The 20060-nt window shown below is 71.3% G+C and carries 15 protein-coding genes and 1 pseudogene; 10 read left to right on the forward strand and 6 right to left on the reverse strand.

Annotation, left to right across the window (positions count from 1 at the left end):
- Window positions 1-128: 128 nt before the first annotated feature.
- From Q9R28_RS16615 to Q9R28_RS16630, 4 genes and pseudogenes are all read right to left on the reverse strand, one after another.
- The gene (locus Q9R28_RS16615) at window positions 129-3185 is read right to left on the reverse strand and encodes a glycoside hydrolase family 2 TIM barrel-domain containing protein (protein WP_396137176.1); all 3057 of its coding nucleotides are present in this window, start codon (window positions 3183-3185) and stop codon (window positions 129-131) included.
- 2 nt (window positions 3186-3187) lie between these two features.
- The gene (locus tag Q9R28_RS16620) at window positions 3188-4096 is read right to left on the reverse strand and encodes a carbohydrate ABC transporter permease (RefSeq protein WP_374109357.1); all 909 of its coding nucleotides are present in this window, start codon (window positions 4094-4096) and stop codon (window positions 3188-3190) included.
- A 209-nt stretch (window positions 4097-4305) separates the two neighbouring features.
- Window positions 4306-5223: pseudogene (locus tag Q9R28_RS16625) on the reverse strand (carbohydrate ABC transporter permease); the annotation flags it as partial.
- Entirely contained in the window at window positions 5220-6584 is a 1365-nt protein-coding gene (locus Q9R28_RS16630) for an ABC transporter substrate-binding protein (RefSeq protein ID WP_251160513.1), read from the reverse strand. The pseudogene Q9R28_RS16625 and the gene Q9R28_RS16630, both read right to left, overlap by 4 nt.
- A 370-nt stretch (window positions 6585-6954) precedes the next feature.
- On the opposite strand from Q9R28_RS16630, the gene Q9R28_RS16635 reads away from it, so the two are divergent.
- Together Q9R28_RS16635 and Q9R28_RS16640 are read left to right on the forward strand one after the other, a co-directional pair.
- On the forward strand, window positions 6955-7230 hold the full coding sequence (locus Q9R28_RS16635) for a hypothetical protein (protein WP_251154157.1): 276 nt from the start codon (window positions 6955-6957) through the stop codon (window positions 7228-7230).
- Entirely contained in the window at window positions 7230-8396 is a 1167-nt protein-coding gene (locus tag Q9R28_RS16640) for a Vms1/Ankzf1 family peptidyl-tRNA hydrolase (RefSeq protein ID WP_209684164.1), read from the forward strand. Before Q9R28_RS16635 ends, Q9R28_RS16640 begins: the two co-directional genes overlap by 1 nt.
- Window positions 8397-8566: 170 nt before the next feature.
- Here Q9R28_RS16640 and Q9R28_RS16645 read toward each other — a convergent pair whose 3' ends face one another.
- Window positions 8567-9730 (reverse strand): MFS transporter, encoded by a 1164-nt coding sequence (locus Q9R28_RS16645; protein ID WP_251154409.1) that lies wholly within the window; start codon window positions 9728-9730, stop codon window positions 8567-8569.
- Window positions 9731-9864: 134 nt separating this feature from the next.
- Here Q9R28_RS16645 and Q9R28_RS16650 point away from each other — a divergent pair, with 134 nt between their 5' ends.
- Window positions 9865-10605 carry a GntR family transcriptional regulator gene (locus Q9R28_RS16650; protein ID WP_307810403.1) on the forward strand — a complete coding sequence of 247 codons (741 nt, stop codon included), beginning with the start codon at window positions 9865-9867 and terminating at the stop codon, window positions 10603-10605.
- A gap of 129 nt (window positions 10606-10734) precedes the next feature.
- Here Q9R28_RS16650 and Q9R28_RS16655 read toward each other — a convergent pair whose 3' ends face one another.
- On the reverse strand, window positions 10735-10890 hold the full coding sequence (locus tag Q9R28_RS16655; RefSeq protein ID WP_158407723.1) for a hypothetical protein: 156 nt from the start codon (window positions 10888-10890) through the stop codon (window positions 10735-10737).
- Between the two features lie 205 nt (window positions 10891-11095).
- Here Q9R28_RS16655 and Q9R28_RS16660 point away from each other — a divergent pair, with 205 nt between their 5' ends.
- The 7 genes from Q9R28_RS16660 to Q9R28_RS16690 all read left to right on the forward strand — a co-directional run bounded on the left by Q9R28_RS16660 (window position 11096) and on the right by Q9R28_RS16690 (window position 20006).
- The gene (locus tag Q9R28_RS16660; protein WP_209684160.1) at window positions 11096-12199 is read left to right on the forward strand and encodes a LacI family DNA-binding transcriptional regulator; all 1104 of its coding nucleotides are present in this window, start codon (window positions 11096-11098) and stop codon (window positions 12197-12199) included.
- 234 nt (window positions 12200-12433) lie between these two features.
- Window positions 12434-14215 (forward strand): ABC transporter substrate-binding protein, encoded by a 1782-nt coding sequence (locus Q9R28_RS16665; protein ID WP_311206657.1) that lies wholly within the window; start codon window positions 12434-12436, stop codon window positions 14213-14215.
- Window positions 14212-15192: an ABC transporter permease gene (locus Q9R28_RS16670; protein ID WP_066651916.1), complete on the forward strand. Its 981-nt coding sequence runs from the start codon at window positions 14212-14214 to the stop codon at window positions 15190-15192. The genes Q9R28_RS16665 and Q9R28_RS16670 overlap by 4 nt, the downstream gene beginning before the upstream one ends.
- Window positions 15189-16157 (forward strand): ABC transporter permease, encoded by a 969-nt coding sequence (locus Q9R28_RS16675; protein ID WP_251160510.1) that lies wholly within the window; start codon window positions 15189-15191, stop codon window positions 16155-16157. The genes Q9R28_RS16670 and Q9R28_RS16675 overlap by 4 nt, the downstream gene beginning before the upstream one ends.
- Window positions 16154-17917 (forward strand): ABC transporter ATP-binding protein, encoded by a 1764-nt coding sequence (locus tag Q9R28_RS16680; protein ID WP_311206658.1) that lies wholly within the window; start codon window positions 16154-16156, stop codon window positions 17915-17917. Before Q9R28_RS16675 ends, Q9R28_RS16680 begins: the two co-directional genes overlap by 4 nt.
- Window positions 17914-18801: an alpha/beta hydrolase gene (locus Q9R28_RS16685; RefSeq protein ID WP_311206659.1), complete on the forward strand. Its 888-nt coding sequence runs from the start codon at window positions 17914-17916 to the stop codon at window positions 18799-18801. The genes Q9R28_RS16680 and Q9R28_RS16685 overlap by 4 nt, the downstream gene beginning before the upstream one ends.
- Window positions 18802-18809: 8 nt before the next feature.
- The gene (locus Q9R28_RS16690) at window positions 18810-20006 is read left to right on the forward strand and encodes a glycoside hydrolase family 1 protein (RefSeq protein ID WP_396137177.1); all 1197 of its coding nucleotides are present in this window, start codon (window positions 18810-18812) and stop codon (window positions 20004-20006) included.
- Window positions 20007-20060 lie beyond the last annotated feature (54 nt).

The raw sequence follows: 20060 nt of genomic DNA on the forward strand, positions 1-20060 counted from the left end.
TCCGGTTGTGCGCGAGCAGGTCGCGCCGCGGAGCGCCGCAGCGCCGCAGCGGCGCGCAGGCGCCGCGGAGCGCCGCAGCGCCGCAGCGGCGCGCAGGCGCCGCGGAGCGCCGCAGCGCCGCGCCGCCCCTACCCGAGCACCACGCTCCACGAGAACGCCTGCGGCCACAGCTGGTGCTCCGGGAGCACGTCGAGCCCGCACGCCCGCGACCCCAGCCCGTGCTGCGCCGCGTCGAGGTACAGGTACGCGTGCTCCGGCGTCGGCAGCTCGTACGGGTGCATCGCACGCCCGAGCTCCTGCGCGGTCGACGGCGAGAGCGTGAAGCCCGCCCGGTGCGCCCCGACGGTCGACACCGTGAACGGCCCGACCGACAGCGTCCGCAGCCCCGGCCGGTGTCCGGTCTCCTGCGGCATCGAGTAGTCCACGGTCAGCGCCCGCGCCGGCGCACTGAACCGGCCGACCCGAGCAGCACGCGACGAGTCCGCGTACGACTCCGCCGGTCCGGTCCCGAACCACGAAGCGTCCTCGTCGAGCAGCGACGCCGGCAGGTCGAACCGCACGCCGATCCGCGGCCAGGTGACGTCCCACGCCCCGAACGGCACCGCGTCGGTCTGCAGCAGCAGTCCGTCGTCGGTCAGGGTCCAGCGGTGCGTGACGTCGACGCCCCACCCGCTGTTCGCCGCCGCCACACGGACGCGCTGCTCGAGGCCGTGGTCGGTCCGCGACACCGACACGAGCCGGTGCGTCAACCGGTCGAGCCCGCGTTCGCGCCACCGGACCGCCGACGCCGGAGCGGTGGGGTCGCCGACGCCCTTCGTCAGCACCGGGTCGGCCGTCTCGTACCCGCCCTGCGAGGCCAGGCTGTCGTTGTCCGTCGGTGCGCGCCACAGCTCGAGCCGCGGCCCGGCGACCTCGTGCCCCTTCCAGGACACCAGGTCACCGCGGGCGGTGAAGGTCCCGTCGCCGAGACGGTCGCCGTCCCAGCCCTGCCGGGAGGCCCGGGGCACGTCCGCCGCGCGGCTCGCCACGAGCCGCTGCGTGCGTGCGACGACGTGGCCGGTGTCCGCCCACGCGGTCGGCCCCGCCAGCTCCGCCGTCACGTCGAGCCACAGCTCGTCGCCGGGGGCCAGGGACGCGGCGTCCGCGGCTGCCGCGAGCACCTCGTCGGGCACCGGGACCGTGGCCGACTGCCGGGCCGCGACGACGCCGGCGGTGAAGCGGCCGTTGGCCTCCTCGACCCCGTTCCGCGACAGGGTCCAGCGGAAGCGCAGTCCCGCGGTCGATGCGGAGTGGTACCGGTTCTCGACGAGCACGGTGGTGTCCGACAGCGAGAACCGGATCGGGGCCACGACGGCCGCGAACTCCGCCAGCCCCGGCGTCGGGGAGTCGTCGGGCAGCACGAGGCCGTCCATCACGAAGTTGCCGTCGTGCACGACCTCGCCGAAGTCGCCGCCGTACGCGTAGTAGTCCTCACCCGACGCGGTCTGCGCGAGGAGTCCGTGGTCCCGCCACTCCCACACGAAGCCGCCGTGCAGTCGCGGGTACCTGTCGACCAGGTCCTCGTACTCCTGGATCTGGCCGGGTCCGTTGCCCATCGCGTGGACGTACTCGCAGTGCAGGAACGGCTTCGTCCGCTGCCGCGCGGCCTCGGCCGGACCGCACCCGAGCAGCGGGGTCTCCGGGCCGCCGCCGATCGACTCGGTCTCCTGCAGCGTCGGGTACATCCGCGAGTACACGTCGGTGTAGGCGCCGGTGTAGTCGCCCTCGTAGTGCACCGGGCGCTCGTCGTCGCGGTCGTGCACCCACTGCGACATCGCGGCGAGGTTCCGGCCGGTGCCGGACTCGTTGCCGAGCGACCACATGACGATCGACGCGTGGTTCTTGTCGCGCTCGACCGTCCGGGCGATGCGGTCCAGGTATGCGTCACGCCAGGCCGGGTCGTCCGAGGGGTTCCCGACCCAGTCGGTGAAGAGGAAGCCGTGGGTCTCGAGGTCGCACTCCAGGACCACCCAGAACCCGAGCTCGTCCGCCAGGTCGAGCACACGGGGGTGCGGCGGGTAGTGCGAGGTGCGGATCGCGTTGACGTTGTTCCGCTTCATGAGCGCCATGTCCGCGCGGGCGTGCTCCTCGTCGAAGACGCGGCCGCGCACGGGGTGGGTCTCGTGCCGGTTCACCCCGTGGAACACCACGCGCTCGCCGTTCACCAGGAACCGGTCGCCGACGATCGACACGGTGCGGAAGCCGAGGCGCAGCGCGACGGTCTCGCCGCCCGCGCGGCCGCCGGCGTCCGTGCCGGTGGAGACGGTCGCGTCGTACAGCTTCGGGACCTCGGCGCTCCACGGCTCGACGCCCTCGAGGGTGATCGGCGCGACCTCGTCGGCCGAGGCCCACGTCACGTCGACACCGAGGTCGGGCACCCGGAAGCGCACCGGGAACGCGGCGTCGAGGGTCGGGAACGTGATCGTCCCCGTGCCGGTCTCCGGCCGTCCGGAGGCAGCCGTACCGGCCGTGGCGGCGTTGCCGAGGGTCGCGGTCCAGCCGGCGCGCACGAACACGTCGTCGATCGGCGCGGTCGGTCGGGCGAGCAGGGTGACGCTGCGGAAGATGCCGGGCAGCCACCACTGGTCCTGGTCTTCGAGGTACGAGGCGGCCGACCACTGGTGCACCCGGACGAGCAGCTCGTTCGACCCCGGCACGAGCAGCGAGGTCACGTCGAACTCGGTCACGAGTCGGGATCCGGTCGACCAGCCCACGAGGGACCCGTTCAGCCACACCCGGAAGTGCGACTCGACACCGTCGAAGCGCAGCAGCACCCGGGCCGCGGCGTCGAAGGACGCGGGGACCTCGAACGTGCGGCGGTGGTCGCCGGTCGGGTTCTCCTCCGGCGGGTGCGGCGGGTCGATCGGGAACGGGTATTGCAGGTTCGTGTAGCTCGGCGCGCCGTGCCCGTGCAGGACCCAGTGCGACGGCACGGGGAGGCTGCCCCACCCGTCCTCCACCCCCGGGAGCGGGACGTCCGCGACCGGCGACCACCGGAAGTCCCAGTCCCCGTCGAGCGACAGGGACGGGGCGTCGGTGTGCAACCAGGCCCGCGGCGCGAGCCGGGTGTCCGAGCCCGGTGCCGTCGAGGCGAGCGCGTCGAGCGCCTCGGGCGTGGTGCTGGTGGAGGACGAGTGAGCAGCGATGGTCAACCCTTGACCGATCCTTCCGTGAGGCCCCCGCGCCAGAAGCGCTGCAGGACGATGATCGCGATCACCAGCGGGATCACCGAGACGAGCACGCCGCCGGTGGTGAGCTGGTAGAACTCTGGCAGACGATCGACCTGTGCCCGCCAGTTGTTGAGTCCCAGTGTGATCGGGTAGAGCTTCTGGTCTGCCAGCATGATGAGCGGCAGGAAGAAGTTGTTCCAGATGCCGACGACCTGGAACAGGAACACGGTCACGAGCGCCGGGGTCATCTGGCGCAGCACGATCGTGTGGAAGATCCGCAGCTCGCCGGCACCGTCGATGCGGGCCTGCTCGAGGAGCGCCGTGTCGACCGAGGCGGCGGCGTACACCCGGCAGAGGAACAGCCCGAACGGGGAGACGAGGCTCGGGATGAGCACGCTCCAGTACGTGTCGGTCAGGCCCATCGTCGAGAAGAGCAGGAACAGCGGCAGCGCCGTCGCGGTCCCCGGCACGAGCACACCGCCGAGGATCGTGCCGAACACCAGCTGCCGCCCGCGGAACTCGTACTTCGCGAGCGCGTACCCGCCGGCCGCGGCGAAGTAGGTCGCCAGGACCGCGCCGACGCCGGAGTACAGGACGCTGTTCGCGATCCAGCGGACGAAGATGCCGCCGTCGTACGAGAACACCTGCTGGATGTTGCTGAACAGCGCGAACTCGCCGCCGAACCAGAACCCGTTCGTCGCGAACAGGGCGCCGGTGGTCTTCGTCGCCGCGATGACGACCCAGTACAGCGGCACGAGGAAGTAGACCGCGACGATGACCAGGATGGCCGTCACGACGATCTGCGAGCGGGGGGAGCGGTCGAGCTTGCGGCGCTGGTGCGCCGTGATCGACGTGGTGTCGACGGGCTCGGCCGCCTGCTTGGTCACTGGCGCCTCGATGGCTTCGCTGGTCATGCTTCCGCCCCCTTGCTGTCGGCCTGGAGGCGCGGCGCGGCTCCGGTGGTGGTGCTGCGGTCCGCGACGCCGGTGGCGGGTCGCGACCCGGTGGCGGACGTGCCGCGCGTCTGGAGCGCACGCCGCGCCTCCAGGCCGTCGCGCTTGGCCCGCTTCTTCTGGTCGCGCTCGTTCTTCGGCGCGCGGTTCGTCAGCGCGAGGAACGCGAACGACAGGATGAACGCGGCCAGCGCGATGATCACGGCCTGCGCGCTCGCGACGCCGTACTCGTTGAACGCGAAGGCGTTCGTGTACGCGGCGTAGTTCGGCGTGTACTCGGTGTCGATGGCGGGCGCGACCGTCGACAGGATCTGCGGCTCGGCGAAGAGCTGCAGCGTGCCGATGATCGAGAAGACCGTCGTGAGCACCAGGGCCGGGGCGATGAGCGGGATCTGGATCCGCCACGCGACCTGGAAGGGGCCGGCGCCGTCCATCTTCGCGGCCTCGTAGACCTCGCCGGGGATCGACTTGAGCTGCGCCACGATGATGAGCATGTTGTAGCCGGTGTAGGTCCACGTGACGATGTTCGCGATCGACCACAGCACGCTGTTCGCGCCGAGGAAGTCCGGCTGCAGCCCCATCGACTGCAGCAGCGACACGATCGGCGACAGGCCGGGCACGTAGAGGAACGACCAGAGGATCGTCGCGATGACGCCGGGGACGCCGTACGGCATGAAGTAGACCGCGCGGAAGAAGGCGGGCCAGCGGGCGCTCGCCGACTCGAGCAGCAGCGCGAGGATCGTGCAGAGGACGATCATCACCGGCACCTGCACGATGCCGAACAGGAGCATGCGCCAGATCGAGCCGACGAACCCGGCGTCGTTCAGCGCGGTGACGTAGTTGTCGAAGCCGGCGAAGCGGCCGGTGACGCCGTCCTCGCCGAACAGGCCCTCGCGGTCGACGGTGGTGAAGCTCTGGAAGAGCGCGCTGATGATCGGGATGATGAACGTCAGCACGAACAGGGCGAGGAACGGGGCGAGCAGGATCCACGGGGCGCGCTTCTGGGCGCTCGTGGCCTTGGTGCTCGTGCGGAAGCCGGATCCCGGCTGGGTGGCGGTCATCGTGCGGTCCTGACGCTGAGGCCCTTGTCCTTGAAGGACTGGACGATCTCCCGCTGGGCGAGCTCGACCGCGTCCGTGAGCTTCAGCCCACCGGTGAGCTTGCGGCGGAACTGGTTCTGCAGGCTGGTGAAGGCCGACTGGGTCACGGGCGACCACGACCACTCCAGGTTCTGCTCCTGGGCCGAGGGGACGAAGACCTCCTCGTTGTAGTTCTGCCCGGAGAACCACTCGGACGGCTGCTGGCGCGCCTTGCCGATGTAGTCCTTCGCCGGGGACCACCCGATGCCGCAGTACTTGATCATCGCGTCGACGCCCTCCTTCGAGGTCGTCATCCACGTGATGAACTCGAGCGCTTCCGCCGGGTGCTTCGCGTTCGCCAGCACGGCGGCCGTCGAGCCGCCGATCGAGCTCGAGCCGTAGCCGGTGTCGCCCCACGTCTGCATGGGGGCGACCTTCCACTTGCCCTCGCCGCCCTGCACGGACTGGATGAGGGCGTCGCCCCAACTCGCGCTCGTGACCGCGGCGATCTTGCCGCTCGCGGCGGCGGCGTACCAGCCCGGGGAGTACGCCCCCGCGCTCGTGTCGACGAGCTTGTCGTCGATCACCCCGTCGAAGAACTCGGCGACCATCATCGTCTTGTCGTCGGTCATGTCGACGACCCAGGCGTCGCCGTCGGTCCGGAACCAGCGCGCCCCTGCCTGCTGCGCGTACGCGGCGAAGGGCGAGGCGTCGGCGACCGGGAACACCTCGAGGTAGTTGCCGTTGCCCGTGCCGCGCACCTTGTCGGCCAGGTCGCGCCACTCGTCCCACGTCGTCGGGGGCTGACCGCCGGCCTGCTCGAGGATCGCGGTCTGGTAGTAGAAGCCCATCGGGCCGGTGTCCTGCGGGATGCCGTAGACGCCGTCGACGAACTCGACCTGCGACCACGCGGCCTCGTCGTACTTCGACTGCACGTCCTTCGCGCCGTACCGGGCGAGGTCGACCAGGCCGTTCGCGAGCATGAACTCCGGGATCTGCCGGAACTCGACCTGCCCGATGTCCGGACCGCCGCCGGCCGCGAGCGCGGAGTACATCTTCTGGTACCCGCCCGCGTTGCCCCCGGGGATCCAGTTCGCGGTGACCTGGATGCGCGGGTTCTTCGCGTTCCAGACGTCGCAGACCTTCTGGAGGTCCTTGAGCCACGCCCAGTAGGTGATCTGGACGGTCTCGCCACCGGCGGCCGCGGGGACCAGCGCAGCCTTGTTGACGTTCGTCGATCCCGGGACGGCGCACCCGGCGAGCAACCCCGCCGCAGCTGTTCCGAGTCCGAGTCCGAGCAGGTTCCGTCGTGACAGGACGGTTCTCGATGGGATGGGTGTCATCACGGCTCCGGTTCGTCGTTGAGCGGGGTCGGAGCCAGCAAAGCACAAAACCGAGCGAGGCTGTGCATTCCCGAAGTATCCACAGAACGTCGTGACCGAACCGTGGCCCGGTGCCTCCGGCGACGCGGTGCGGTGCGGCACGCGCGAGACTCGGTTCCGCGGACACGTTCGCGGTCGCGGCGACGCGAATCCGTCCGCTCACGCGAGCCTCGGGGCGGGCCGTCGCCGCTCCGCACCGCGCTGGCTGCGTGTTCGCTCCGACCTCCGAACGTGGTCAGCGCCGAGCGCGCACCGTGGTCAGCACGCACAACACCGAAGCCGCAGGCGGCCCGACAGCGACGTCGGCGGCACCGACGCAAAGGGGCAGGCGATGACCGATCGCGGCAACAGCACGCACGGACCCGAGCTCGACGACCAGCTCGCGCACGAGGCGCAGAGCATCGTCCAGGGGCACGGCAGCAACGCACACGTCGAGGAGTTCCGGCAGTCCGAACCGGTGCCCGACGACACCGACGACGCCGAGACGGTGACGGCCTCCGGGTACGACGGCGAGCTCGAGGGGTCGTTGCAGGACGACGGATCGGGCGTCGGCGGGGGATCGGACGCCGTCTTCACGACCGAGACCGACGAGGAGGGCGAGCGCTGATGGCCCAGACCACCCGCGAGACCAGCGCCCTGCAGCCCGAGATCGTCCAGGCGCTCCAGACGCCGGGCACCTGGACGTGGGCCTACGTCGACGCGTCGGGCAACCGCGAGGACCCGCGCCGCATCGCCGCGCTCCAGCGTCGGACCGTCTCCGATGCGCTCGCGGGGCAGGGCTGCTCCGAGCGTGCCGCACAGATCATCGAGGAGGAGCTCGTCGAACAGCCCGGCGTGCCCGCACCCGTCGCCCGGTACGTGCTCGTCCGCGACGACGAGCTCGTGCTCAGCGAGGTGCTGCCCGGGCACCTGCACGGCCAGGAGTCGATCGGCACCGGCGCCGTCCCCGACCTGCTGCCCCTGCTCGCCCACCGGCCCTTCGACCTGCCGTTCCTCGTCGTCACCGTCGGACGTGAGGGCGGCGGCTTCCGCAGCTACCGACTCGGGCACGCCCCCACCGGCGCCGCCGAGGACGAGCAGCGCGTGCAGGGCCGGACCGACACGCTGCACAAGGCGAAGTCCGGTGCCGGGTGGAAGCAGCCGCACTGGCACCAGCACGCCGAGGAGATCTGGAAGCAGACCGCCGGCGAGGTCGCGGCCGCGATCGAGGAGACCGTCCGGGCGACCGCGCCCCGGCTGATCGTGCTCGCCGGGGACATCCGTGCCCGCGAACTCCTGCGTGGTGAGCTCTCGACGTCGACCCGGGCGCTGGTCACCGAGGTCGCGGTCGACCCGCGCGCCGACGACGCCTCCGAGAAGGCGCTCGTGCAGCACGTCGACCTCGCCCTCGCCCGCGTCCTGGCGTCGCGGCGGCACGACGTGCAGGACCTGCTCCGCACGCACGAGGGTCGCGGGGACAACGAGAGCGTCAGCGGGATCGGTGCCGTCGTGTCCGCGCTGCAGCAGGCCCAGGCAGCCGTCGTCACGCTCGACGCCGGTGCGCTCGGGGACCGGACGCTGTACGCGCTCGATGCCGCACCCTGGGTCGCCACCGCTCCCGAGCAGGCCGCGGGGGCGTCGGTGCTGGGGCAGGTCCCGGCGGTGTGCGCACTCGTCCGGGCGGTCGTCCTGACCGACGCCGAACTCGTCCTGGTGAACGCGGCGTCGCTGCCGAGCGGTGCCCCCGCGTCCGCGCTCCTGCGCTGGCCGGTCGGTCCCGCCGTCCCTGCCTGACCCCGTCCGCCGCGGAGGCCCCTCGCACGGACGCCCCTTCCGCCGGACGCAACGTCGGCGGTTGCTCGCAGCGGTACACCCCTGCGAGCAACCGCCGACGTTGCGTGTTGCGGGCGAGGCTCCTCCGGGTCGCGTGCCGGGCGTCGAGCTGCCCGGGGCGGTGCTGGGCGTCAGTCGTGGGAGACGTCGTCGCGCGGGACGACCGGTAGCGCGAGCAGGGGGAGCGCAGCCACGATCGCGAACGACGCTGCGAAGCCGAGCACCCCGACGAGTGCACCGACACCGGGACCGACGGCGCTCGCCGCCAGGAACTGCCCCGTGTTCTGCGCACCGAGCGCCCGGCCCGACCACGAGGGCCCCGCCGCCTCGGCCACCGACGTGTAGGCGAGCCCGTTGTCCGCCACGGTGACGCTCGTGGCGATGACGAGGAACACCGCCGCGGGCGCCCAGTGCGACACGTCGACGAGCGCGAGTGCGCCCATCACGGCCGCTGCGGCCACCGCGACGACGCGCAACGGCCCGACCCGGGAAGCGACGCGGTCGCTCCAGGCGCCGACCAGGATGCGCCCGACGGCCCCCACGAACTGCGAGGCGCCGACCAGCAGCCCGGCCGCAGGCGTCGACCAGCCGAGGCCCACCAGCCAGACCAGCCCGTACGTCGAGAGCGTGAACTGCGGCACGACGAGCAGCACCGACACGAGGTGCACCCGCCACAGGAACCCGGACGCCCGGTACGGGTTCGCTGGGCCCCCGTCGATCGTCGCGGTCGCCGCCGCTGCCCGGGCCTGCCGAGGCCGTGGGGGATCGACGATGCTCACGGCGCAGAGCACGGTGAGCACCGCGCACAGCACGAACGGCAGCACGAGTGCGGTCCGGACACCGTGCGTCTCGGTCAGCAGCGGCACCGTCACGGCAGCGAGCGTCACGCCGAGCGGCTGCGACATCTGCCGGATGCCCATCGCGAGACCGCGGCGCTCCCTCGGGAACCACCCGACCACGACCCGTCCGCTCGCCGCGTTCGTCGACGCGCTCGTCATGCCCGCCGCCAGGAACGCGACCCCGAGCAGCAGTGGGTCGCCCGCCGTGACCCACGCCGCGACGACGGTCAGGGTGGTCAGCGCGAGTCCGCCGGCGATCACCACCCGTTCGCCGACGCGGTCGGTCACCGCGCCCCAGGCGATGAGGGTGAGGACGAGGCCGATCGTCGGGGCGGCCGCGAACAGTCCCGCCGACGCGAAGGGCATCCCCTGCGCCAGCAGGTGCGGGATGAGCAGCGCCGGGGCGGAGACGACGAGGGTCCCGGCGGCCTGTGCCGCGACGCCGAGCGCGAGCATGGTCCACGCCCTGGCGGGGACGACGGGCGGAGCGGCGGTGGTGGTCTGCGCGGGCACGTCGTCTCGATCGGGGAGCGGTTGGTGTACCAGGACGGTATACCAACACGCGTCGATCTGCACTACGCTGGTCCGCCGTGACCGAGACGACCGAGACCGCCGTGCCCGTGTCGCAGACGAGCCAGCTCTACGACAACCTGCGCGCGGCGATCCTGACCCTCGACATCGCCCCCGGAGAGCGGATCTCGGAGCGCGGACTCGAGGGACGCTTCCACGCCTCGCGGACCCCCGTGCGCGCTGCGCTGTCACGGCTCGAGCGCGAGGGGCTCATCCTCCACGAGGGGCGGTCGTGGACGGTGACCCCGATCGACCTCGACGAGATCGCGTCGCTCGCCGAGCTCCGCGGCGTGCTCGAACCCGCCGCGGCGCGTCTCGCCGTCGAGCGCGCCTCCGCCGAGCAGCTCGACGAGGTCCGTGCGCACCTCGACCAGCTCCGCAGCACACCCGACCGCGAGGCCGGGATCCGCATGGGCTCGACGTTCCACCTGGACCTCGCCGCGCTCGGGGGCAACCGCTTCGTCACCGATGCGATCGCCGACGCCCTCACTCGACTCGAGCGGACGCGGTGGATCGAGGTCCGCACCGCAGAGGCGCGCGAGGCCGCGTGGGACGAGCACAGCGCGATCCTCGAGGCCGTCCGTGCCGGCGAGGCCGACCGCGCGGCCGAGCTGCTGGCGGCGCACGTCGCGGGGACCAACGACCGCCTGCTCGCGTTCATCGCGCAGGAGCGTCGGCGCCTGCGCGGTGCGGGCATGGCGATCGTCGGCAGCCCGGAGCTGCTCGGCGACGGCGAGCCGGTCGCCACCCAGGCGCACTGACCACCCGGGCGCACTGACCACCCGGGCGCACCGGTCAGGAGCGACCGGCCGCACTCGCCACCCGGGCGCACCGGCCGGGAGGCACCGGCCGGACCGACGAGGCGGACCCGACCCGTGCCTCCCGGCTGGTCAGGCCCTGGTCGTGGGTTCCTCGGACCCGTCGATCTCCTGGGCGGACAGCGTCGCGCCGTGCTCGGTGTGGTCGAGGAGCGCGTCGCGCACCTCGGCCTCGTCGGTGGTGAGTCGGATGGCGTGCTTGCTGCCGGACCGCGTCTGCTGGGACATCGAGAGTTCCTCCTGTGTGCGTGGGCACCGTCGTGGTGCGCTTCCTCACGGGACGTTCTGAGGTCGCAACAGTCTGCGCCCGCCCCTCCGCGGAGCGCAAGGGTGTCGGCCGGCCTGTGGAGGAGTCGGAGCCGGGCCCGTGCCTAGGATGGTGCGGCCGCGCACCGGTGCTGCGGCCGGGTGGACGTCGGACGGGAGGCACGGCATGAGCGCGCAGCGCACCGCACCTCCCACGGTCTACGACGTCGCGTCCCAGGCCGGCGTGTCCATCGCCACCGTCTCCCGCGTGCTCCGCACGCCGGACGCCGTCCGTGAGGGCACCCGCGACCGCGTGCAGGCGGCGATCCGGAGCCTCGGCTACGTGCCGTCCGGCAACGCACGCGCCCTGGCCGGCAAGCGGACCGGCGTGGTCGGCCTGCTGCTGCCCGGGTTCGACGTCGTCCCGGACGAGCGACCCGACCTCGTCACGGACGGTGGCGTCCGGGTGGTCGACGACCGACGCCACGTCACGCAACCGTTCTCGTCGAACCTGTACTTCGACGAGGTCCTGCGCGGTGCCGAGACCGAGGCGTGGCAGCGGGGGCTCGCCCTGATGGTGGCGGCCGGGCGGGGGTCCTCGCGGGACGTCATCGTGAACGACGTCGCGGGTCGGGTCGACGGCCTCGCGGTACTCGCGCAGACGGTGCCCGACGACCTGCTCGAGCACGTCGCCCGGCGCATCCCGGTCGTGGTGCTCGCGGACGACCGGCGCTCGCACGGCTTCGACTCGGTGAGCGTCGACAACGCCGCGGGCATGCGCACGCTCGCCTCGCACGTGATCGGTCGGCTCGGGATCCGCTCGCTGGCGTACCTGGCGGGGCCGATCGACTCTCCGGACGACATCGAGCGTTCGGCGGGCTTCCGCCAGGCGCTCGCCGACAACGACCTGGCGGCGTCCGACGTGCGGGTGGTGCACGGCGACTTCGGGCGCGCACGGGCTCGTGAGCTCGCGTCGGCCCTGTTCGACGGAGTCGACGTCCCCCGCGGGGTGATCTGCTCGAACGACCAGTCCGCGCTCGGCGTGCTCGACGCCGCCGGGGCGCGGGGGCTGCGCGTCCCCGAGGACGTCGTGGTGACCGGCTTCGACGGCATCGACGCCGGGCGCTTCTCGACGCCGCCCCTGACGACGGTGCACCAGCCGATGGGGGAGCTCGGTCGTGCGGCCGTCCGGGCGATCGTCGACCGGTTCGAGCGGCGCGACGGGCCCCCGCGCGCTGTGCGGCTGCCGGTCGAGGTGCTGCTGCGCGAGAGCTGCCCGCCCTCGATGTAGGCGTCGCCGGGTCGGGATCTGGCCCTGGCTCAGGTCGCACGACATGCCGCCGACTGCCGCTCCGGTCGCCCGACTTGCCGTCTGTACGGCGAACGGGCGGCATGTCGTGCGACCGGAACTCTCCTGGACGGCCCTCGGTCGTGGGGACCACCAGAAGGGACCACGTGTTGCGGAGCGCGATGTAAGCGCATACATTGGGCGGAGCACCCACTCGACACGGAGGTCGACCGAGCAATGACGCTTCCCCCACAGCGCACGCGCGGGCACCGCGACCCGCGCCCGGACGGACGGCGGACGCCACCGGCGCCGCACACCCCCGCCCGCCGGCGCGGCCGCATCGCCGCCGCCATCGCCGGACTCGCGGTCGTGGCCCTCGTGGCCACCGGCTGCAGCATCCAGGTCCGCTCCCAGCCGGACCCGAGCATCGGCAAGGACACGATGCTCATCAACGCGGACCGTGGCAACCCACTGTTCGACCGCAACTTCAACCCGTACATCCCGAACGCCCGCACCGCGAGCAAGTGGATGTACGAGCCGCTCATCGAGATCAACCCGCTCGACGGCAAGGGCACCCCGTGGCTCGCGAGCTCGTGGGAGCTGCCCGACGCGCGGACGATCGACATGACGATCCGCAAGGGCGTCGAGTGGTCCGACGGCACGCCGTTCACCCCCGAGGACGTCCTCTTCACGTTCGACCTGCTCAAGAAGTTCCCGGCGATGGACGTCAAGGGCGCGTGGCAGCACATCGACCGCATCGAGCGGGACGGCGACCACCTCGTCTTCCACCTCAACGGCGAGGACGTCCCGAGCCTCAACATCATCGGCGCGACCTACATCCTCCCCGAGCACCACTACGGGAAGGTGAAGGACCCGGTCACCTGGCGCGACCCGAACCCGGTCGGCACCGGCCCGTTCGTGCTCGGCAACTACTCCGACCAGCAGTACTCGATGGACAAGAACCCGACGTACTGGCAGGCCGACAAGATCGCGATCAAGCACCTCGTGCTCCCCGCGACGAACACGCAGCTCGACACCGTCACGCGCGGCTACGACTGGGCGTACTCGTTCATCTCGGACGTCAAGGGCACGTGGGGGGCCGCGTCCGACACGAACCAGTGGTGGTTCCCCGCCGGGGGCGTGATCGGTCTCATCCCGAACCTGACGAAGGCGCCGTACGACGACGTCAACGTGCGCAAGGGCATCTCCTACGCGCTCGACCGCGACGGCATCGCCGAGACCGCCTCCGAGGGCAACCTCAGCGCCGCGGGCCAGACCGGCCTGATCCTGCCGAACCAGGAGCAGTACCTCGACCCGTCGATCCCCGACGAGGGGATGATCACGCAGGACACCGACCGTGCCCTCGCCGAGTTCGCGAAGTCCGGCTACGAGCAGCAGGGCGGCAAGCTCGTCAAGGACGGCAAGCAGCTCGAGATCAACCTCATGACCGCGAACGGCTACTCGGACTGGCTCCGTGCCGCACAGCAGGTGCAGCGTGACCTCGGGAAGATCGGCGTGAAGGTGCAGATCCAGGCACCGCAGCCCGCCGGGTACCAGCAGAACATCAACAACGGCAAGTTCGACATGGCGATGGGCGGCATGGGGAACGGCGACGTCTTCCAGGCGTACAACTCGCTGCTGTCGAGCGACTTCTACCAGCCGGTCGGCAAGTCGACGGTGAACAACTTCGAGCGGTACAGGAACGCGGACACCCAGAAGCTCCTCGACGAGTACCGCGGCACGACCGACCGTGCCGAGCAGCAGCGGATCCTGGACCAGCTGCAGGCCATCGTGTACGACGACCTGCCCGTGATCGGCATGTACTACGGCGGGCTCTGGGGCCTGTTCAACACCGGCAAGTTCGTCGGCTGGCCGAGCGCCGAGGACCCGTACATGGCACCGCAGAACTACGACTCCGCCCCGCTGCTCATCTTCACGAAGCTCCGGCTCCGTGACAGCGCAGCAGGCAAGCAGATCCTCGAAGAGCAGAAGACGCAGCAGAAGGAGGCGGGCAAGTGAAGTACATCCTCCAGAAACTCGTCCTCTTCGTCCTGACCCTCTGGGCCGCGGTCACGCTGAACTTCGTGCTCCCGCGCCTCATGCCGGGCAGCCCGTCCGACGCGGCGCTCGCGAAGCTCAGCCAGAACGGTCCGGTCACCGACGCCACGAAGAAGGCCATCGAGGCCCAGCTCGGCGTCCCCAGCGGCAACCTCTGGGACCAGTACGTCAGCTACCTGCACCAGGTCGTCACCCTCGACTTCGGCACGAGCTACACGTTCTACCCGCAGCCGGTCGGTGACCTGGTCGGCCGCGCACTGCCGTACACGCTCGTGCTCGTCGGCACGGTGACGGTCCTGGCGTTCGTCATCGGCACGCTGATCGGTGTCGCTGCGGCGTGGAAGCGCGGCACGTGGCTCGACTCGCTCCCGACCCTGTCCGGCAGCTTCATGTCGACGTTCCCGTACTTCTGGACGGCGCTCCTGCTGCTGTTCTTCCTCGGCTACGTCCTGCACTGGTTCCCGACCACCGGGGCGTCGTCCGCGACGAGCGTCCCGGGCTGGAACGGCACCTACATCGGCGACGTCCTGCGGCACGCGGTCCTGCCGGCCGTGACGATCCTCGTGACGAGCCTCGGCGGCTGGATCATCGGCATGCGCAACGCGATGATCAACACCCTCGGTGACGACTACGTCACCTTCGCCGAGGCCAACGGCCTCCGCGGTCGCACGGTCGCCGTCCGGTACGCCGCGCGCAACGCGATCCTGCCGAACCTGACCGGCTTCGGCCTGGCGCTCGGTGGCGTGGTCGGCGGCTCGGTGCTGGTCGAGCAGGTGTTCGGCTACCCGGGCATCGGCTACCTGCTGTTCAACGCCGTGATCGGGCAGGACTACCCGCTCATGCAGGCCCTCTTCCTGATGATCACCGTGTCGGTGCTCATCGCCAACTTCATCGTGGACGTCCTGTACGGCGTCCTGGACCCGAGGACGCGCCGATGACCAACACGCGCACACCCAACGAGACCGTCGCCGTACGGACCCGAGACGAGCAACAGCAGAACAACGACCAGCAGGCCCCCTCCAAGCTCCGATCAGCAGGACGACAGTTCGGCGTCGTCTGGAGCAACACGAAGGCCCGCATCGGCCTGTGCATCCTCGGCACCTTCGTCCTCATCGCCCTGTTCGCCCCGCTCCTCGCCCCCTACGGCGGCAGCCAGAACGGCTTCGCGCGGAACGCCGACGCCAGCTGGGCGCACTGGATGGGCACCACCGCCGCCGGCGAGGACGTCCTCTCCCAACTGATCTACGGCGCCCGGGTCTCCGTGCTCGTCGGCGCGGTCGCGGGCCTGCTCTCCACGCTCGTCGCCGTCGCGATCGGCCTGAGCTGGGGCTACATCCGCGGCTGGGTCGCCGAGGTCATCGGGTTCATCGTGAACCTGTTCCTCGTCATCCCGGGCCTGCCGCTCATGATCGTCATCGCGGCCTACCTGCAGAACGGCGGCATCGCGGTCATCATCGCCGTGATCGTCGTCACCGGCTGGGCCTGGGGTGCGCGCGTCCTGCGCAGCCAGACGCAGTCCCTGCGCAGCCGCGACTTCGTCACCGCCGCGCAGTTCTCCGGCGACGGTGCGACGCGCATCGTGTTCCGCGAGATCCTGCCGAACATGACGAGCCTGATCGTCGGCAGCTTCTTCGGCGCGGCGACCAGCGCGATCCTCGCGGAGGCAGGGCTCGAGTTCCTCGGACTCGGCGACTCGTCGATCGTCAGCTGGGGCACGATCCTCTACTGGGCGCAGAACTCGAACGCACTGCTCACCGGCCAGTGGATCCTGCTGTTCGCTCCCGGTCTCTGCATCGCCCTGCTGGCGATGAGCCTCACCCTCATCAACTTCGGCGTCGACGCCGTGTCCAACCCGCGGCTGCGCGAGGGCGCGCGCCGCAAGCGCAAGGAGGTCACCGCATGAGCGGCGCAACCAGCGACGGCCTGGAGGCCCGTGGCGGCACCGCCACGCGCCTCCCGTCCGACGGCACCCAGGCCGAGGTCCTGCTCGACGTCCGCGACCTGTCCGTCGTCTACGAGTCGGCCGGCCAGACGGCCGTCCAGGCCGTCGACCACGTCTCCTTCCAGCTGCGCAAGGGCGAGTTCGTCGGCTTGGTCGGCGAGTCCGGCTCGGGCAAGTCGACCCTCGGCTACGCGCTGACCCGGCTGCAGAAGCCGCCGGCGCGCACCAACGGCGGCAGCATCGTCTTCGGCGGGGCGGACATCCGCGACCTCGACGACGAGGCACTCCGGCAGCAGCGCCAGGGCGGCTTCGCGATGGTGCTGCAGTCCGGCATGAACGCGCTCAACCCGGTGCGCACGATCCGCAACCACTTCATCGACGTCTTCAAGGCCCACGGCCACGTGCCGCGCGAGCGCTGGGACGCCCGGATGCGGGAACTGATCGGCAAGGTGAAGCTGCCCGAGACGATGCTCGCGCGGTACCCCGGTGAGCTCTCCGGTGGCATGCGGCAGCGCGTCTCGATCGCCCTCGCGCTGTCGCTCGAGCCGCAGCTCATGGTGTTCGACGAGCCGACCACGGCGCTCGACGTCCTCGTGCAGCACGCGGTGATGGACACGATCATCGAGCTGCAGCGCTCCGAGGGGTTCACGGCGATCCTCATCAGCCACGACCTCGGCATCGTGCTCGAGGCCACCGAGCGCGTGCTCGTCATGCACGAGGGGCGGATCGTCGAGGACGGCCGCTCGCTCGAGGTCCTCCGCGACCCGCAGGACGAGTACACGAAGATGCTCCTGTCGCACTACGCCGACCCGCGCGCGGAGGTCGTGTCGCTGCCGGGGTTCCCCGATCGGACGCAGCGGTCGGTCTCCCGTCAGGAGACGACCTCGTCGTTCGCCACCGTCGGGTCGCGTGAGCGCAGCGCCGCCCGCAACCCGATCGTCGTCGACCACCTCGTGAAGACGTACCCGGCACCCCGCCGCGGTGAGCAGCCCGTGCAGGCGGTCCGCGACGTGTCGTTCACCCTCGAGCCCGGGCAGTCGCTCGCCCTGGTCGGCCAGTCCGGCTCGGGCAAGTCGACCATCGCGAAGATGCTCACCGGCGTCGAGCAGCCGACCTCGGGCACGGTGCGCTTCGGCGACACGGACGTGGCGAAGCTCGGGAGGCGCGGTCTGAAGGACCTGCGCTCCGAGGTGCAGATGGTGTTCCAGGACCCGTACGCGGCGCTCAACCCGCTGCACACGGTGGAGTACATCCTGTCCCGGCCGATCGCGAACTACACCGGACTCCGCGGGCGGGATGCCCGTCGCCGGATGCTCGAGATCCTCGAGACCGTGGGCCTGACCCCCGTCGAGCAGTTCGCGCAGAAGCTCCCGCACCAGCTCTCCGGCGGGCAGCGGCAGCGCGTCGTCATCGCCCGGGCGCTCGCGAGCGACCCGCAGGTGATCATCGCCGACGAGCCCGTCTCGATGCTCGACGTGACGCTGCGCGCCGGCGTGCTCGCGCTGCTCGAGGACCTGCGGGAGCAGTGGGGTGTCTCGCTCCTCTACATCACGCACGACCTGCTGAGCGCGCGGCTCATCACCGACGACATCATGGTGCTGCACGACGGCGCGGTGGTCGAGCGGGGCCGGACGGCCGACGTGCTGCAGCACCCGCAGGACGACTACACGGTCGCGCTGCTGGACGCGGTGCCCAACCCGCGGCGGACACTGCTCGCATGACCACGTTGCACGAGTTCCCGTCCGTCCCGGCCTTCGGGCACCTCCCCACGCCCGAGGGTGTCGACATCGTCGGCATCGACCTGCCGGTCGGGCGGCTCACCGCCTACCGGGTCGTCCCGTCCGGACCGTCGAAGGGCGTCGTGCTCGTCGTCCCCGGGTACACCGGCTCGAAGGAGGACTGGCGCACCTTCATGCCGCTCCTGCGCGAGGCCGGCTGGACCGCGGTCGCGATCAGCCGCCGCGGTCAGGCGGACTCGGCGGCACCGACCGCACCGTCCGACTACGCGTTGGACGAGGAAGCGGCCGACGTCGTCCGGGTCGCGGCACTGCTCGACGACGGCGCGCCCGTGCACCTGATCGGGCACTCGCTCGGCGGGGTCATCGCCCGCGAGGCCGCCATCGCCTCGCCGCAGTCGTTCCGGTCCCTCGTGCAGTTCTGCTCCGGCCCGTACGGCTGGCCCTACCGCAAGGTCACCGAGCTGACGATCCTGCACGACACCGACGGCAACCTCCGCCAGCTGTTCGACGCGACGAACCCGCTCTGGGCCGGGCGTCCGGACGAGGAGCTCCCCGACGACGCCCGGATGGTCCGCGACCGCTTCGACGCGACGAGCCCGCTGAGCGTCGTCGCCGGCGGCCACATCCTCGAGGACCACACCGACTCCTCCGCCGAGCTCCGCGCGACCGGGCTCCCGGTCCTCGTGGCGCACGGCGAGTGGGACGGTGCCTGGCCGATCCCGTGGCAGCGGCAGATGGCGGCGGACACCGGCGCCGAGTACGCGGTGATCCCCACGAGCTACCACGGCCCCCACGTCGAGAACCCCGCCGCGACCATCGCGCTCTTCGACGACTTCCTCGGCCGGCACGCGCCGGCTCGCACCTGAAAGGCTCCATCATCACCACGCTGCAGTTCCCCGACGGCTTCCTCTGGGGTGCCGCCACCGCCGCCCACCAGATCGAGGGCAACAACGTCAACAGCAACTGGTGGGTGCACGAGCACGAACCGGACACCACCATCGTCGAGCCCTCCGGCGACGCCGCGGACAGCTACCACCGCTACCGCGAGGACATCCGCATCGCCGCCGACCTCGGCCTGAACTCCTACCGGTTCAGCATCGAGTGGGCACGCATCGAGCCCGAGCGCGGTCACGTCTCCCGCGCCGAGGTCGACCACTACCGCCGCATGGTCGAGGCCTGCCACGAGGCCGGCATCGAGCCGATCGTCACCCTCATGCACTTCACCGTGCCGCGCTGGTTCGAGCGCGACGGCTTCTGGCGCGCCGACGACGCGGCCGACCTGTTCGCCCGCTACACCGAGGCCGCGCTGCCGGTCGTGCAGGACGGCGTCCGCTACGTCTGCACGATCAACGAGCCGAACATCGCCGCGATGCTCGCCGGGGGAGAGGACGCCGCCAACCTGGTCGCCTACGGCCTGCCGAACCCGGACCTGCACGTGGCGGACCAGCTGCTCGCGTCGCACAAGCGGTCCCGCGAGGTCCTGTCCCAGGTCGCCGGGCTCCAGTCCGGCTGGACCATCGCCACGCAGGCGTTCCGCGCGAACGGCGAGCCCGGCTCCGAGGAGATGCTCCGCGAGTACGGCTACCCGCGTGACGACTGGTACCTCGAGCAGGCCGCGGGCGACGACTTCCTCGGCGTGCAGGCGTACACCCGAACCTTCATCGGGCCGGACGGGCCGCTGCCCGTGTCGAACGACGTGGAGACGACCCTGACCGGGTGGGAGTTCTGGCCGGAGGCGTCGGCCGAGGGGCTCCGCAGCGCGTGGGAGCTCTCCGGCCACGTGCCGCTGATGATCACCGAGAACGGCATCGCCACCGCCGACGACTCCCGCCGGGTCGCGTACACGCAGGGCGCCCTCGAGGGGATCCACCGCTGCATCGAGGACGGCATCGAGGTCCTGGGCTACCAGCACTGGTCCCTCCTCGACAACTACGAGTGGGCCTCCGGCTACCGCCCGACCTTCGGGCTCGTCGCGTGGGACCGCGAGACCTTCGCACGGACGCCGAAGGACTCGGCGCGCTGGTACGGGAAGGTCGCGCAGGCGAACGCGCTCGAGACGCGTCGCGACTGACGCGATCCCCTGACGGACTGGAGGCGCGGTGCCAGCTGGCCCCGCGCCTCCCCT

Source organism: Curtobacterium sp. BRD11 (assembly GCF_031844345.1).
Classification (GTDB): domain Bacteria; phylum Actinomycetota; class Actinomycetes; order Actinomycetales; family Microbacteriaceae; genus Curtobacterium.